The organism is Streptomyces sp. NPDC001606, assembly GCF_053596835.1.
Genome location: NZ_JBSFHC010000005.1, coordinates 335,980 through 351,554 on the forward strand (window position 1 = coordinate 335,980; position 15,575 = coordinate 351,554).

The 15,575-nt window shown below is 70.6% G+C and carries 12 protein-coding genes; 8 read left to right on the forward strand and 4 right to left on the reverse strand.

Annotation, left to right across the window (positions count from 1 at the left end; translation table 11 throughout):
* Positions 1 to 23 precede the first annotated feature (23 nt).
* Together ACWCV9_RS13125 and ACWCV9_RS13130 are read right to left on the reverse strand one after the other, a co-directional pair.
* A complete protein-coding gene (locus ACWCV9_RS13125; RefSeq protein WP_450786179.1) occupies positions 24 to 3,572 on the reverse strand; it encodes an SDR family NAD(P)-dependent oxidoreductase in 3,549 nt (1,182 codons plus the stop codon).
* A gap of 6 nt (positions 3,573 to 3,578) precedes the next feature.
* The gene (locus tag ACWCV9_RS13130; RefSeq protein WP_450786181.1) at positions 3,579 to 5,375 is read right to left on the reverse strand and encodes an amino acid adenylation domain-containing protein; all 1,797 of its coding nucleotides are present in this window, start codon (positions 5,373 to 5,375) and stop codon (positions 3,579 to 3,581) included.
* A gap of 372 nt (positions 5,376 to 5,747) precedes the next feature.
* Between ACWCV9_RS13130 and ACWCV9_RS13135 the strand changes: the two genes are divergently transcribed.
* From ACWCV9_RS13135 to ACWCV9_RS13160, 6 genes are all read left to right on the forward strand, one after another.
* Positions 5,748 to 6,341: a 1,2-dihydroxy-3-keto-5-methylthiopentene dioxygenase gene (locus tag ACWCV9_RS13135; RefSeq protein ID WP_450786183.1), complete on the forward strand. Its 594-nt coding sequence runs from the start codon at positions 5,748 to 5,750 to the stop codon at positions 6,339 to 6,341.
* Entirely contained in the window at positions 6,338 to 7,063 is a 726-nt protein-coding gene (gene mtnC / locus ACWCV9_RS13140) for an acireductone synthase (protein WP_450786185.1), read from the forward strand. The genes ACWCV9_RS13135 and mtnC overlap by 4 nt, the downstream gene beginning before the upstream one ends.
* On the forward strand, positions 7,060 to 8,340 hold the full coding sequence (locus ACWCV9_RS13145; protein WP_450786186.1) for an ATP-grasp domain-containing protein: 1,281 nt from the start codon (positions 7,060 to 7,062) through the stop codon (positions 8,338 to 8,340). The genes mtnC and ACWCV9_RS13145 overlap by 4 nt, the downstream gene beginning before the upstream one ends.
* A 73-nt stretch (positions 8,341 to 8,413) precedes the next feature.
* Complete coding sequence (locus tag ACWCV9_RS13150) at positions 8,414 to 9,655, forward strand: ATP-grasp domain-containing protein (RefSeq protein ID WP_450786188.1); 1,242 nt, start codon at positions 8,414 to 8,416, stop codon at positions 9,653 to 9,655.
* A complete protein-coding gene (locus ACWCV9_RS13155; protein WP_450786189.1) occupies positions 9,652 to 10,956 on the forward strand; it encodes an MFS transporter in 1,305 nt (434 codons plus the stop codon). The genes ACWCV9_RS13150 and ACWCV9_RS13155 overlap by 4 nt, the downstream gene beginning before the upstream one ends.
* A gap of 109 nt (positions 10,957 to 11,065) precedes the next feature.
* Positions 11,066 to 12,295 (forward strand): cysteine desulfurase, encoded by a 1,230-nt coding sequence (locus tag ACWCV9_RS13160; RefSeq protein WP_450786191.1) that lies wholly within the window; start codon positions 11,066 to 11,068, stop codon positions 12,293 to 12,295.
* 51 nt (positions 12,296 to 12,346) lie between these two features.
* Here ACWCV9_RS13160 and ACWCV9_RS13165 read toward each other — a convergent pair whose 3' ends face one another.
* Both ACWCV9_RS13165 and ACWCV9_RS13170 read right to left on the reverse strand, forming a co-directional pair.
* Positions 12,347 to 12,769 (reverse strand): hypothetical protein, encoded by a 423-nt coding sequence (locus ACWCV9_RS13165; protein ID WP_450786192.1) that lies wholly within the window; start codon positions 12,767 to 12,769, stop codon positions 12,347 to 12,349.
* A 107-nt stretch (positions 12,770 to 12,876) separates the two neighbouring features.
* On the reverse strand, positions 12,877 to 13,467 hold the full coding sequence (locus ACWCV9_RS13170; protein WP_450786194.1) for a helix-turn-helix domain-containing protein: 591 nt from the start codon (positions 13,465 to 13,467) through the stop codon (positions 12,877 to 12,879).
* Between ACWCV9_RS13170 and ACWCV9_RS13175 the strand changes: the two genes are divergently transcribed.
* The gene (locus ACWCV9_RS13175; protein ID WP_450786196.1) at positions 13,466 to 13,987 is read left to right on the forward strand and encodes an N-acetyltransferase family protein; all 522 of its coding nucleotides are present in this window, start codon (positions 13,466 to 13,468) and stop codon (positions 13,985 to 13,987) included. The two genes, ACWCV9_RS13170 and ACWCV9_RS13175, sit on opposite strands and share 2 nt — an antisense overlap.
* Positions 13,988 to 14,282: 295 nt before the next feature.
* Positions 14,283 to 15,515, forward strand: a complete 1,233-nt coding sequence (locus tag ACWCV9_RS13180; protein ID WP_450786197.1) for a cytochrome P450 — start codon at positions 14,283 to 14,285, stop codon at positions 15,513 to 15,515.
* Positions 15,516 to 15,575: the final 60 nt, after the last annotated feature.

Consider the following 15,575-nt stretch of genomic DNA (forward strand, 5'->3'; position numbering starts at 1 on the left):
TTGCAAGCTCCTGGGGACCGGCCCTAGCCGACCAGGTAGCGGAGCGCCTCCTGCCCGGCGTCTTCTGCGGCGTCCGTGTCCTCGGCGACCGGGGCGACGGCCTGCCAGCTCACCTCGACCAGTTCGCCGACGGTGGTACAGCCCCAGAACTCCGCCAGTGGCACCTTCGTCCGGAGGGCGCTCTCCACCCGGGTGACCACCTCGAGCAGAGCCAGCGAGTCGCAGCCGACGGCCAGCAGCTCGTCCTCGTCCGCCACGTCGCCGGTCTCGGTGACCTCGGAGACGATCCGCCGGACCGTCACCCCGACCTCCTCACGGGAGAGCTGGGCCTGCGGCTCGGCGCCGGTCGCCACGGCCTCCCTGCGCCGGGCGAACGAGGCGTTCACACGCTCGATCCGCTCCGCCAGCGGAACCGTCGACACCACGCACTGCGGTTCGCCGGACAGGACGATCGCCCCCAGCAGTTCCCCACCCTGATCGGCCCTGATCGCGGTCCGGGCGGCCGCGGCTCCGATCCGGGCGCTGCCGGACTCGTCGAAGCGCCACGAGTCCCAGTCGATGCTCACCCAGGGAGCACCCTGCGCCCGCCGTCGGTGGGCGTAGCTGTCGAGGTAGCGGTTGGCCGTCGTGTAGATGCCGAACGCGATACCGCCCAGGAGGGTGTCGAGGCTGGAACAGAGCAGACAGAAGTCGAGAGGCTGCGAGCGGGTGACCCGGTCCAGCACGGCGATGCCGGGAACCTTGGGCCGCAGCGCGGCGACCGCCCGTTCGGTGCTGGTGTCGGCGATGAGCGAGAAGTTCTGGCCCTCCTCGACACCGGCCGCGTGCACCACGCCGTTGATCGGCCCCCATCGCTCGTTGACCTCGGCCACCACCCGGCTCATCTGCTCTTCGTCGGCCACGTCCGCGGCGAAGGCGGCGACCTCCGCACCCAGGTCCCGCAGCCGGCGAAGCGGATCCCGGGCGTCGTCACCCTGCGCCGGCGCGCCACGACGGGAGACCAGGGCGATCCGCACATCGCCCGACCGGGCGAGCTGCTCCGCGATCACCTGCCCGATCCGCCCCGATCCACCGGTGATCAGATAGACCCCGCCGGACTGGAGGGGGAGCGGCGCACCGGTCTTGGCCTCGACCGGTTCCACGGTGCCGACCAGGCGATCCACCCCGCGGTACACCACTTCCAGCTCGTCGTCCGGGTTCGCCATCTCGGCCAGCAGCCGCGGCACCACGTCCGTCTTGGTGCTGCCGGTCGAGAAGTCGACGCAACGGCAGCGGATACCGGGGTACTCCTGCGGGATGACACGGCACAGACCGAGCAGAGCGGAGGCCTCCAGATGGAGGGAGTGCGCGGCGCCCTGGGCGGCCTGGGCGTTCTCGGTCACCACCCAGAGCTCGGGAGTCTGGCGGGCTGCGGCGAGGGCCTGGACCACGGCCAGCATGGTCAGCGTGCCCCGTCGCATCCCGGCGTCCTGGCCGCCGAGCTGCGGGCCGTACGACCAGAGGTGGATCACCTTGCGGACCGGACCCGTCCCGGCCACGGTCCACTCGACCAGCCTGGCCGCGTCCCGCGCCTCCCCGGGGCGCACACTGACCCGGTCGGCGGCGAGGACCTGGAACCCGTCTCCCTGCTCGACGAGCACGGTGGTCAGACCCGCCGCGGCCAGCTCCGCGCGGAGCGCCTCCGTCAGCTGTCCGCCGTCGCCGAACACCAGGCATGCGCCGTCGGTCTCCGGCAGATCGCCCAGATGGTACGGACGCGGCAGCGAGGTCCGGGACCAGGCCGGACGGTAGAGCCATTCGGCGAGCGGTGCCTGCTCCTCGGGCTCGAGCAGTCCGGCGGCGTCGGCGCTCGCCCCCGCGGCGCTCTCCACCCAGAGCCGCTCGCCCTGCCAGGGGTAGGTCGGCAGCGGAACCCGCCGGCGCCGCTCGTCCCGGTAGAGCACGGCCCAGTCCCTGGACTCGCCACGTATCCAGCTCAGGGCGAGGCTCTCCGGCGTGACCTCGTCCGGCTCCGCGCCCTGCGCGCCGGTGTCGGGGCTGTCGCCCGTCACGTCCTCGGCGCCGTCGAGAGCGGCCGCCAGTTCCTCGGCCGAGCCCACCACGGCCGCCCAGCGGCGGGCCAGCGGGCGGCGGCCCGCGGCGAGCGTGAACGCGATGTCGGCGAGTTCGGCGTCGGGCCGGGCGGTCAGCCAGGTGCGCAGCCGCCGCTTCACCTCCGCCAGTGCTTCCTCGGTCCGGGCGGACAGCAGCACCGCGTGGCGCCGCACCGCGCTCGGCGCGGCCGGCTGCGGCTCGGGCGCCTGCTCCAGCACGAAGTGGGTGTTGGTGCCACCCATGCCGAAGCTGCTCACGCCGGCCCGTCGCGGGCTCTGTTCCCAGGGACGCAGTTCACGGTTGAGGTAGAACGGCGTCGCCTCGAAGTCGATGTCGGGGTTGCTCTCCTCGAGGACGGCCATCGGCGGCAGCTCGGCGTTCTTCAGACAGAGGATCGCCTTGAGCAGACCGGCGATGCCGGAGGCGAAGCAGAGGTGTCCGATGTTCGCCTTCACCGAACCCAGCGAGCAGTAGCCACGCTCGTCCGTGTGGCGACGGAACGCGCGGGTCAGCGCGCGCACCTCGATCGGGTCGCCGACGAGGGTGCCCGTGCCGTGTCCCTCCAGCAGCCCGATGGACTCGGCCGACACCCCGGCTTCGTCGAGCGCGGCCTGGATGACCCGGGCCTGGCCCTCGACGCTGGGCGCCGAGAAACCGGCCTTCACCCGCCCATCGTTGTTCATGGCGCTGCCCTTGACGACCGCGTGGATGTGGTCGCCCGCGGCCAGCGCGTCCTCCAGGCGGCGCAGTACCAGCACGCCGACGCCGTCGCCCTCCACATACCCGGACGCCTTGCTGTCGTAGGCCCGGGTGCTGCCGTCGGCGGAGAGGATGAAGCCTTCCTGGTGCTCGTAGGCGAGGGTCTCCGCGGTGCCGATGCTGGCGGCGCCCACCAGCGCCATCCCCGCCCGGCCCTCGCGCAGTGCCTCACAGGCGAGGTGTACGGCGGCGGCCGCGGAGGAGCAGGCGGACTGGACGTTGACGCTCTCGCCGGTCAGGCCGAGCTTGTAGGAGATCCTCGTCGGGACGGTGTCCGGGCCGTTGGAGAGCTGGATCAGCATCCGCTCGGCGGCCGAGCGCTGACCGAAGTCCCGCCCCTCGTAGTAGGTGTTGGGCCCGACCGAGGTGTAGACGGCGACGTCCTGGCCCACGCGGTACGGGTCGTAGCCGGCGTCCTCCATCGCGTTCCAGGCGCACTCCAGCAGGTGCCGGTGTTGCGGGTCGAGCACCTCGGCCTCGCGCCGCGGGATGCCGAAGAACTCCGCGTCGAAGCGTCGGATGTCCTCCAACACACCCCGGGCGAAGACCCAGCGACGGCCGCTGCTGTCCTCCTTGACCCGGGGAGAGCCGTGGCGGATGGATTCCTTGCCCGCGCGGATGTTGGCCCAGAAGTCGTCCAGGTCCGCCGCGTCGGGAAGGGTGGCTGCCATACCGATGACGGCGATCTCGGGTCGGTTCCGGCCTGTGGTCCGGTTCACTGTCGTCTATACCTCGGAGTTCTTGATGGCCTGGGCCAGGTACCGGACGGTCGGGTACTCGTAGAGCGCGGTGCTGGGCAGCCTGATGCCGAGCCGTTCCTCCAGCTGCGTCTGCGCCTGCTTGATCGAGAGTGAAGTCCCGCCCAGGTCGAAGTAGTTGTCGTCGATACCGATGGCCGGCGTGTTCAGGATGCCGGACCAGATCTCGCCGATGATCTGCTCCAGCTCGGAGACGGCGGGGATGAACGCGACGCCGAGGGGCAGTTCGTCCGCCGGCACACCGGCGCGCAGTGCGTTGCGGTCGGTCTTGCCGTTCCCGTTCATCGGCAGTCGGCCGAGACGGAACAGCTTCGACGGGATCATGTACTCGGGGAGGCGCTTGGCCAGCCGTTGCCGGAGGTCGGTGACGGTGGGGCTGGTTCCTTCGGCGGGAACCAGATAGGCGACGAGGACGCGTTCGGCGCCCTGCTGCCGGTCGACCACGGCGGCCTGCTGCACCTCGGGCGCCTCCAGCAGCGCCGACTCGACCTCGGTCAGTTCGACTCGGTTGCCCCGGATCTTCACCTGGCTGTCCAGGCGGCCCAGGATCTGGATCAGGCCGCCGGGCAGCGCACGGGCGAGGTCGCCGGAACGGTACACACGCGCCCCCGTGCCGTCCTCGAACGGGTTCGGCAGAAAGGCCTTCTCGGTCAGGTCCGGCCGCCGGTGGTAACCGTGGGCGAGGGCGTCGCCGCCGATGTACAGCTCGCCCAGCTCTCCCTCGGGCACCGGCCGGAGCTGTTCGTCGAGGACCCAGACGCGGGTCCCGGGCAGCGGCGGGCCGACCGGCGGCGGCGAGTACGCCAGGTCGGACTCCTCGAACACCTTGCAGCAGGTGAACACACCGGCCTCGGTGGGGCCGTAGCCGTTGGAGAAGCGGATGTCCGTCGTGTGCATCGCCTTGGCCAGGTGCGGGGTGGAGACCACCTCGCCGCCGATGACGACCTGACGCAGACCGGCACCCACGAGCAGACCGTCGTCGACGATCTGGTTGAACAGGGTCGGCGTCAGCCACAGCGTGGTGACTCCGTAGCGGCGCACGGCCTCGATGACGGCGTCGGACGAGACCCGCTGTTCCGGCAACAGCACCAGTCTGCCGCCGTTCGCCAGGGCGCCCCACACCTCGAGGACCGAGGCGTCGAACGAGAGGGGACAGGCCTGGAGAAAGGTCTGTTCGGCGTCGAAGTCCCCGTAGATGCCGGTACGGACGATCCTGGCGGCGGCCCGGTGCGGGACGGCGACGCCCTTGGGGGTGCCGGTCGTGCCGGAGGTGTAGATGACGTAGGCGAGGTTCTCGGGCGTGGGGTGGTCCCCGGACTCGGCGGAGCCGGTCCCGGAGACCTCGGGCGCGGCGTCCGCCCGGACCCGGGTGCCGTCGAAGCCGGCCAGCCGGCCGTCCGTCGTGGCAGAGGTCAGCACCACCTCCACACCGGCCTCGCCGAGAATGGTCGACACCCGCTCGACCGGGTCGTCGGTGCGCAGGGGCAGATACGCGCCGCCGGCCTGAAGGATCCCCAGCATGCCGGTCACCATGGCGATGGAGCGCTCGACGTAGAGCCCCACGACCACATCCGGGCCTACGCCCAGCTCGCGCAGTTGCGAGGCGAGAAGGCGGGCCCTGGAATGCAATTCTCCGTATGTGACGGACTCTTCACCATGGACGACGGCGGTGGCATCCGGAGCCGTTTCTGCGTGCTTCGCAAATTGTTCATGAAGGCAGGATGACGACCTTCCCTGAACCCGTATATGAGCGGCCTGAATCATCCAGACATCTCCCCCGTTATGTCCCACATAAGCACGTTGAATTGTCGAGCCGATCTGAAGTGGACAACAGGATTATTCGCTCCGTCAAGGAGATTCCCGTGGCGAGTGGCTTGAGTCACAACGTCGGCGAGGTCGAGCCTGTGGCTTGTTTTTGCCCGTCCATAAAGGGTGGAAAATGGGGCAAAGGGAGTCCTGTTATCTGATGGGGGGACGCCGAGTCCGGCGGTAAGCGGTGGTTATTTTCGACGTGACACAAAGCTGAAACATTTGCCCTCGCGCAAGGTGTGGTACGTATAGTTTCACGGGGGAGGTATCCAGTTCGTATTCGGGCCGGGTGGTACGCCCCTACGTTCCGAACCACTGGAGACTTCAATGACTCTGCTGACCACATGGGTGGATTCCGAACCGCGGAAAGCTGTCCTCCGCACGACTGATCCATCCGAGATCGCGGCCGCTCTCTCGGGGATCGGTGTGCGCTATGAACAGTGGCCGGTCCGCGACGACCTGCCCGACGGCGCCGACACCGCCACCGTGCTGGCCGCCTACCGCGCCGAGGTCGACAAGCTGGTGGCGGAGGAGAGCTTCACCACGGTCGACGTCGTCTCGCTGTTCCCCAGCGACGCACCGGACTGGCCGGCCACCGCCAAGGCCGCCCGGGAACGGTTCCTGCGCGAGCACACCCACGACGATGACGACGAGGTCCGCTTCTTCGTGGCCGGTGCCGGCATCTTCTACCTGCATGTGAACGGCGAGGTCCACGCGGTCTACTGCGAGAAGGGCGATCTGCTCGGCGTACCGCGCGGAACCACCCACTGGTTCGACATGGGCACGGTGCCCGCCTTCACGGCGATCCGCTTCTTCCACGAAGAGGACGGCTGGATCGGCAACTTCACCGGCAGTGACATCGCCACCCGCTTCCCCGACTTCGACGAGATCCACGCGGGATACAGGGGAGAGACCCCTTGAGCCAGCGGTTCGAAGCGGACTGTGTCGTACTCGACATCGAGGGCACCACGAGCGCCACGGGCTTCGTCGTGGACGTGCTGTACCCCTATGCGCAGGCACGGTTCGGCGCACTGCTGAAAGAGCGTGCCGACGACCCCGACGTCCGGGACGCCGTCGACCGGATCCGGGAACTGACCGGGGAACCGGATGCCGACGCCGCACGGATCGAGCAGGTGCTGGGCCAATGGGCGAGTGAGGACCGCAAGGTCTCGCCGCTCAAGAAACTCCAGGGCATCCTGTGGTCCGAGGGCTTCGCCAAGGGCGAGCTGGTCTCGCACTTCTACGACGATGTCATCCCGGCCATACGGACCTGGCACGCCCGAAGGGTCCGGCTCTTCGTCTATTCCTCCGGGTCGGTCGCCGCCCAGCGGTCGTGGTTCGCGCACAGCCCCCACGGAGACCTGATGCCGCTGGTGGAAGGGCTCTTCGACACCGAGAACGCCGGGCCGAAGGTGTCGTCCGACTCCTACCGGGCGATCTCGGAGTCCATCGCCGCGGCCCCGGAACGGACTCTCTTCCTGTCCGACCGGACAGCCGAACTGGACGCCGCCCGGTCCGCGGACTGGCTCACGCTGAGGATCCGGCGCCCGGGGGAGCCGTACTACGACCACGACACCGGTGAACACCCCGAGGCCCTGTCTTTCGCCGACATTGACGTCACCAGCGCAAGGAGTGCCCGATGACAGCGGAACACATCGATCCGGCCTCGGCCGGGTCCCAGCCGGTCGCGGTGGTCGTCGACAGCTACACCACGGCCAACCACCTGCCTCCGGCCTTCGCCCGGCTCGGCGTGGCCGCTGTGCACGTACAGAGCACCCCCGAGCTGCTGACCTCCATGCCGGCCCCGAACCTGGCCGCCTACCAGGCCAACTTCATCTGCGACACGCCCGAGGACACCGCTGCCCGGCTGGCTCCGCTGGACCCCGTCTGCGTCGTGGCCGGCCAGGAGGGGCCGGGAGTGAACCTCGCCGACACCCTCTCCGCGCTGCTGGACGTGCCGACCAACGGAACCGCTCTCTCCCTCGCCCGGCGCGACAAGTTCCTGATGATCGAGACGCTGCGCCGGGCCGGGGTCCGCTGTGCGGACCAGTTCCGCAGCAGCGATCCCGACGACCTGGTGGCCTGGGCCGAGGAGCGCGGCTCGTACCCCGTCGTGGTGAAGCCGCTGCGGTCCGCGGCGAGCAACGGTGTGGCCGTGTGCGCAGGCCCGAGCGAGATCCGCAAAGCGGCCGAGGAGATCCTCGGCGTGCCGGACTTCTTCGGTCAGCCCAACCGGGAGGTGCTGATCCAGTCCTACCTGGCGGGCGAGGAGTACAAGGTCGACATGGTGTCCTACGAAGGACGCCGGTACACCTGTGGCGTCTGGCGGTACGGAAAGAGGCTCGTCGGCACCCGCAACATCTACGACCGTGACTCCCTGTGCGCGCCCGATGAGGCTCCGGTGCCCGAGACCATCGCGTACGTGGACACCGTACTGGCGGCTCTCGGCATCGAGTTCGGCCCCAGCCATGCCGAGGTCATCGTCACCCCCGAGGGTCCCACCCTCGTCGAGGTCGGCACCCGTATCGCCGGTGGCACGGTCCCGGACTTCCACGACCTGTGCCTGGGCACCAACCAGGCCGACGTGACCGCCCTCGCGTACGCCAGACCGCAGGAGTTCCTGAGCCGTCTCGCCGGACGCTCCTACCGGAGGCTCCGGCACGCGAGCCAGTACCTGGTGCCGACCACCGCGGAAGGCGTGGTCGCGGGCGTCGACGAGCAGGTGGTCCAGGAGATCGAAGCCCTGGAGACGGTCTTCCGGCTCACCGTCAAGCTCACGGCGGGGGACCGGATCCGGCCGACCGTCGACCTGCCCAGCGCGACCATGGTGGTCCACATGGCCGGTGACCACCCCGCCGCCCTGGAACGCGACCACGAGCGCATCCGGCAGCTCAAGGACCGGGTCTACCAGCTCGCCTAGTTCCCACCGGAGCACGGCCGGGTCTCGTCCGCAGCCGTTCGCACCCTTACAGAACCACCCAGGAGACCTCAGCATGCCCACAGATCCGAACCCCTCTACGTTGCTGCTGGTCGGCGGGGCCCGAGCGATTCCGCTCAGCATCGACATGACGGTCCAGGCCCTGTCCCAGGCCGGTTCCCGCGGGATTCGTGCCCATGTGACCAGTGAGGCGGCCTCGCTGGCGGGCACGCCGGACGTCGTGGCGCTGGCGGACGCCGCTTCTGCGGTGGACTTCTCGCAGCCCGGGACGACCGCGCAGTGGGCCGCGGACCGGGTGGCCGGGGGCGACCGCTTCGATCTGGTCTTCGGCATCCAGGAAATGGCACAGACCGCGGTCGCCGAGACCGCCGAGGCGATCGGCGCACCGGGCAATCCGCCCGAGGTGATCCGGCGGATCCGCACCAAGGACGCCTGCCGGGAGGCACTTGCCGCGGCGGGATTCCCGCAGCCCGCCGTACGGCTCTGCGCCGACCAGACGGAGGCGGCCGCGTTCCTGAGGGAGACGGCCGGCCCCTGGATCGTCAAACCCCGCGACGCGATGGGCAGCATCGGGGTGAGCCAGGTCTCCGACCCCGCACAACTCCCCGCGGCGCTGGCGCTGTTGCCGAGCGCCGAACCGTTCCTGGTGGAGGAGTTCGTCGAAGGCCCGGAGTACAGCGTCGAGGGCGTCTTCCGGGGCGGGAAGCCCACCATCCTCGCCATCACCGCGAAGGAGAAGGTCGCACCGCCGTTCTTCGTGGAGGTGGGGCATGTGCTGCCGGCCGAGCTGGATCCGGCCGTGCAGACCGAGATCGAACAGCAGGTCGGCGATGCTCTGACCACGCTGGGGCTGCGCTTCGGAGGCTTCCACGTCGAGCTGTGGCTCACGCCGGCCGGCGTGGTGCTCGGCGAGGTGCACGGCCGGTTCGGCGGCGACTGGATCCACCGGATGCTCGCCCACGCCATCCCCGGACTGGAACTCTTCGGCGTCGTCTACGACGACATGCTCGGCCGAGCCGACACCTCCCACGAACTGCGGCCGGTACGGGGCGCGGCGGCCCGCTACCTGACACCACCTCCCGGACGGCTGACGGCAGTCGAGGGCTGGGACGAGGTGCGGGCGCATCCGGCCGTGCTGTACGCCGCCCTCACGGTCGAGGTGGGTGACCGGATCAACCCGGTCCAGAAGTCCGGCGACCGGGTGGGAGTGGTGGTCGTCGGAGCGGACACCCCCGTCGCCGCCCGGGAACTGGCGCTGGAGTTGACGTCCTCCGTGCGTTTCGTGGTGGAGTCATGAGCACCACCACACCGGCGCGGCCGAGCAGGGGACCAGTGGCCAAGGCCTTCGGGTCACTCGGCCGTTCGCTGGTCCCGGGCTCGAAGCAGGGCCGTATCGTGGCCGTCGGCGCGGCGGCGGACTCGATCGCCAACGGCCTCTATCTCGCCGCGGCGACGCTCTACTTCGTGCACTTCCTCCATGTGTCCGCCGTGGCCATCGGCAGCGCCATCGCCCTCGCGAACGTCGTCGGCCTGGCCACGCCGATGATCTTCGGTCCGCTGGCGGACCGGTACGGCTCGCGCACCGTCTACGTCGGGCTGACCCTGGTCCGGGCGGCCGGCTTCGTCGCCTACGGGTTCGTCACGAACTACGTCGGCTACCTGATCGTCACCTGCCTGGTCACCGGTGCCACCCGGGCCTGCTCACCGCTGCTCCAGGTCATCGTGGGCGAGTTCGAGGCGGGCACCGAGCGGACCCGGACGATGGCGTCCCTGCGTGCGATCGGCAACATCGGCCTGACCGTCGGGTTCTTCCTGGCGGCCGTGGTGCAGGCGGCTCAGTCCCGGATCGCCTTCATCGCGTTCTTCTGCTTCAACGCGGTCGTGTTCGTGGGCGTCGCCCTCTCCGTGGTGACGGCGGGACGGGTGGCCGCCCCCGCCGCTCCGGCGCCCGACGAGGCCACACCGCACGGCGCCGATCCACCCGCCGCACCCGCCAGGTCGCCGTACCGCGATCTGAGGTTCCTCGTCGTCACCTGCGCCAACGGCGTGCTGATGCTGCACGACTGCGTGCTGTTCATCCTGCTGCCGCTGTGGATCGTGCAGCGGGCCGGCCTGCCGGCCAGCGTCAGCTCCGGGCTGCTGGCCGTGAACACCGTGCTGACCGTCGTCTTCCAGATGGCCATCGGCCGTCTCGCCCAGGGCGTGGACAAGGCGCTGCGCATCCTGCGGTTCGCCTGTGTGTGTCTGGTGCTCGCCTGCGCCTGCTTCGCGGGCGCGGACGGGCGCAGCGCACTGCCGGCGCTGGGCGGAGCGGTCGTGGCGGTCGCCCTCCTCACCGCGGGGGAGAACCTGCACGCGGTCGCGCGCTGGGAACTCTCGTACGAGATGTCACCGCCCAAGGCCCGTGCCCAGTATCTCTCCCTCTTCAGCACGGGCATGAGTGTGCAGCTCGTGGTGGGCCCCTTCCTGATGACCGCCGTCCTGCTGCCGATCGGTGCCCTCGGCTGGCTCGCGCTCGCCGGACTGTTCGCCGTGGCGACTCTGGTCACCGTGGTCGCGGCCCGGCCCGCGACCGTGGCCGCGGAACGCAGCGGTTAGGATGCCGGCCGGGTGTCCCGGCTTCTGCTGTCCTTGTCTTCTTCAGGACAGACGGCATTTCCCAGAGCGAAGCATGTGAAGAGCGAACTCGCGCGAGAGGCGGCTCGTCTTGGCTGTTGATTTCGATGCGCTCCGCAAGGACTTCCCGATCCTCGAGCGGAGGATCCGCGACGGAGCGCGCCTGGTCTACCTGGACTCCGGTGCGACCACCCATAAGCCGCTTCAAGTCCTCGACGCCGAGCGGGACTTCTACGTGACGCGCAACGCCGCCGTGCACCGGGGCGCGCACCAGCTCGCGGAAGAGGCCACAGAGGCCTACGAGGAGGCGCGGGCGACGATCGCCCGATTCATCGGGGCCGCGGAGAACGAGATCGTCTTCACCAAGAACGCGACCGAGAGCATCAATCTCGTCGCCTACGGGCTCGGCAATTCCCGATTCGTCGGCCCCGGTGACAAGATCGTGGTCACCGAAATGGAGCACCACGCCAACCTGGTGCCCTGGCAGCAGCTGGCCGAGCGGACCGGGGCCCAGCTCGCCTGGTTCGGGCTGACGGACGACGGACGGCTCGACCTGGACGGCATCGACCAGCTGATCGACGACCGCACCAAGGTCGTCGCCCTCACCCATCAGTCGAACGTCCTCGGCACGCTCAACCCGGTCCGTCTCCTCGCCGACCGAGCGCACGCGGTGGGTGCGCTCGTGCTGGTCGACGGCGCCCAGTCCGTGCCGCACCGCCCGGTCGACGTCAAGGAGCTCGGCGCGGACTTCGTCGCCTTCTCCGGCCACAAGATGCTCGGTCCCAGCGGGGTCGGCGTCCTGTGGGGCCGGCGTGCGGCTCTGGAGTCCCTGCCGCCGTTCCTCACCGGCGGTTCGATCGTCGAGATCGTGGAGATGGACCGGACCACGTTCCTGCCGCCGCCGCAGCGCTTCGAAGCCGGTGTGCCGATGACGGCACAGGCGGTGGGGCTGGCCGCGGCCGTCGACTATCTGAGCGCGGTCGGCATGGCCGAGGTGGCGGCGCACGAGGAAGCGCTGACCGCACGCACCCTGGAACTCCTCACCGAGATCCCCGGGGTACGGATCGTCGGCCCGACCGACCTCGTCGACCGGGGGTCGGCGGTCTCCTTCACCGTCGAGGGCATCCATCCGCACGACCTCGGTCAGGTGCTCGACGACCGGGGCGTGGCCGTCCGGGTCGGTCACCACTGCGCCCGCCCGATCACCCGCCGCTACGGCGTTCCTGCCACGGCACGGGCCACTTTCTATCTGTACAACACCTTGGACGACGTGGACGCGCTGGCTGCCGGCGTACGGGCGGCGCAGGCGTACTTCGGCTGAGACGGTGCCCGCCGGTCCGGCGCCTGCCCGCAGCGCCGCCGCCTCAACTGCTCACACAGGTATGGCTGATGGGGGCTGCCGCGCCTGTCCTCGGCGGGTCAGGGCCGCGGCGCGGAGCAGTGCCGTGGCCACCGCGCGGCGCAGCTCGGGAAACCGGCGCAGCAGCGGCGGGAGCACGGCGAGCCCGGCGCGGTAGCCGGGGTCGGGGTGCGGATGCTGCCGGGGCAGCAGTACGGCGGCGGCGCCCGCTCCGAGCGGCGCGAGGGCGGCGAAGACGAGGAGCGTCCGCCGCCGGCCGGGCAGGCCGGCGAGGGTGCCGCCGGTCAGCCGGCTGAGCAGGATGCCCGGCGGCAGGCCGGCCGCGACCGTGGCGACCGCCCGTCCTCGGCGCCCCTTTGGAGCGTGCCGGCCGGCCGGGGTGCCGGCCTGGGCCGCGACGCTGGCGGACGCGCCGATCAGCAGGTAGGCGGCCACGGCCTGGTCGCCGCCCGGCTGACCGCACTGGCCGGCGCCCTCGCCCCGGGCCGATCACGGACAGCGGGACGCCCAGGTCCGCGGCGACCGCGCTGAGCGCGGTCGGGTCACGGGGTCGTGCTGCGGGTGAGGATCACGGCGTACCGGCACTCGGTGTCGGTGGTGTTGGCGAAGACGCGCTCGGTGGGCTCGCCCAGCTCGACGGTGTCGCCCGCGTCGAGTTCGTGCACCGTGCCGCCGTCGTGGAAGGTGAGGTGGCCGTCGAGGACCCAGACGAGCTGTCGTACGAAGGCGAAGGCGGCGGCCGGATACGGCACCCGGGCGCCGGCAGGCAGCCGGATCTCGGCGACCTCGGCGGGGAAGCGCGCGCCGGTGATCTGGCGGCGCCGGTAGCCGGTCGCCGGGTCGCGCCACTCCGCCCGGTCCGCCACGCGGCGTACGCCCGCCACCGGTTCGCCCTCGCCCGGTGTCCCCTCGGCGAGGGCGAGCAGCGAGGCCACGCTGAGCCGGAAGGCGGCGGACAGCTTGCCCAGCACGACCGCGGTGGGGCTGCTCTCCGCGCGCTCGATCCGGCTGATCATCGCCTGCGACACCCCGGAGGCCTCGGCGAGCTGGGCCAGCGTCCACCGGCGCCGCTCCCGTTCGGTCCGGACCCGGGCCGCGATCCGCTCCACCAGGGGATCTACTATGTTGGACATGGCTGCAATATACGCAAGAGACGGTGCCGTCGTGACGGTGCGTCCCGCCCGGCCCGGCGACGTGGAGGCCGTCCGCGCGATCCGCAACCACGCCATCGAGCACTCGACCGCCCTGTGGACGCAGACCCCGCAGACCTCCGCCGAGGCGGTCGCCTGGCTGGCCGCCCACCTCGAACGCGGTTCGGCCTTCGTCGCCGAGACCGGCGGCGAGGTCGCCGGGTTCGCCGTCTACGGTCCCTGGCGGCAGCTGGACGGATACCGCCACACGGTGGAGAACTCGGTCTACGTCCGCGAGGGCCGGCACGGACTCGGCCTCGGCTCCGCCCTGCTGGCCGCCGTCGTCGCCGCCGCCCGGGACGCCGGCCACCATGTCATGATCGCCGGCATCGAGGCCGGGAACACCGCCTCGATCCGGCTGCACGAGCGGTTCGGGTTCCAGCACGCCGGCACGGTCGCGGAGGCCGGCACCAAGTTCGGCCGCTGGCTGGACCTGACGCTCATGCGGCTGCCGCTGGACTGAGCCGAGGGCGAGTGCCCGGGGCCGTGCGCGCACCGGCGTTCGCCGCCGCCGATCCCAACCCCGCACGTCCGCACGCCCGTTGGCCGGTCTGCGCAGCAACAGGCGTACGGCGTACGGAGATCCACGACACCCCGGCAAGTGCTTGACGGAATTTCCACCACCGGGTGACACTGCTGCTGCTTTTGACGTCCCTCGTTACGTCAGTGCACAACCTGGAGAGCTCATGTCCTTGGAACAGCCCGCCCTCCCCTTATCACGAAGCGCCACCGAGGTTCGCCAAAGCGACCTACCCGCCGTGCTCGACGGGTTCGACCTCAGCGATCAGGACCGGTTCGGCGACGGTTTTCCCCACGAGGTCTTCGCCCGGCTCCGCCGGGAAGCCCCCATCCTGCTGCACCCGCCCGGCCGTACCCGCGACGGCGAGAACTTCTGGGTGCTCTCCCGCTACGCCGACGTGGTCGAGGCCGCGGCCCATCCGCTGCTGTCCTCCCAGGGCGGCGGCGACCGCGAGGGCGGCGGCACCCACCTCGACGACCTGCCCGCCGGCACCTACTCCGGCGCGATGCTCAACATGATGGACGACCCGCGCCACCGGCTGCTGCGCGACCTCGTCACCCCCTCGGTCACCGGCCCCGTACTGGACGCCCTGACCCCGCTCATCACCGAACGCGCCGAGCAGATCGTCTCCGAGGTCGTGGAGCGCGGCTCCTGCGACTTCCAGAACGACGTCGCCGGCCGGTTCTCCGTCGAGGTCATGGCCGCACTGCTCGGCGTACCGCGCGCGGACTGGCCGCAGTTCGTCGACTGGACCGAAGTCGTGATGGGCTACGAGGACCGCGAGTCCGGCGAGGCCTCCTCCCGCAGCCAGGCCGCCCTGCTGGCCATGTACGAGTACGGCGTCAAACTGATCGCCGAGAAACGGGCGAACCCGGCACAGGACTTCCTGTCCCTGGTCGCCGTCGGCGACCTGCCCGCGGACCAGGGCGAACCGCCGCTGCGCGAGTACGAGCGCGAGGTGTTCGTCAACCTGCTCACCCTGGCCGGGAGCGAACCCACCCGCAATGTGATCGCGGTGGGTCTTCAGGCCCTGGCCGAACGGCCCGACCAGTGGCAGGCGCTGCGCGCCGACCGCTCCCTGCTGGGCAGCGCGGCCGAGGAGATGATGCGCTGGTCCACGCCGACGCCGTACAACCGCCGGACCGCCACCGAGGACTTCACCTTCCGCGATGTGCAGTTCCGCCGCGGGGACAAGGTGACGCTGTGGTGGTCCTCGGCCAACCGGGACGAGAGCGTGTTCACCGACGCCATGACCTTCGACGTGCGCCGGGACCCCAACCCGCACCTGGCCTTCGGCTGGGGGCCGCACAGCTGCCTCGCCACCGATCTGGCCAGACTCGAACTGCGCACGCTGTTCGGCGCGTTGCTCGACCGGGTCGCCGAGGTGCGGCTCACCGGCCCGGTGCCCTGGGCCAACAACAGCAAGCACACCGTGGCGCTGCGCGTGCCGGTGGAGTTCGTCCGGGCCTGAGGCCGGCCGGGCCCTGGCGGCAACGCCCTGAGCGGAGAGACGCCGAGCACATGGGCGTCG

Coding starts and splice junctions, on each gene's coding strand:
- ACWCV9_RS13130 (WP_450786181.1), bottom strand. CDS start 5,375: ATGATTCAGGCCGCTCATATACGGGTTCAGGGAAGGTCGTCATCCTGC.
- ACWCV9_RS13135 (WP_450786183.1), top strand. CDS start 5,748: ATGACTCTGCTGACCACATGGGTGGATTCCGAACCGCGGAAAGCTGTC.
- ACWCV9_RS13145 (WP_450786186.1), top strand. CDS start 7,060: ATGACAGCGGAACACATCGATCCGGCCTCGGCCGGGTCCCAGCCGGTC.
- ACWCV9_RS13150 (WP_450786188.1), top strand. CDS start 8,414: ATGCCCACAGATCCGAACCCCTCTACGTTGCTGCTGGTCGGCGGGGCC.
- ACWCV9_RS13155 (WP_450786189.1), top strand. CDS start 9,652: ATGAGCACCACCACACCGGCGCGGCCGAGCAGGGGACCAGTGGCCAAG.
- ACWCV9_RS13175 (WP_450786196.1), top strand. CDS start 13,466: ATGGCTGCAATATACGCAAGAGACGGTGCCGTCGTGACGGTGCGTCCC.
- ACWCV9_RS13170 (WP_450786194.1), bottom strand. CDS start 13,467: ATGTCCAACATAGTAGATCCCCTGGTGGAGCGGATCGCGGCCCGGGTC.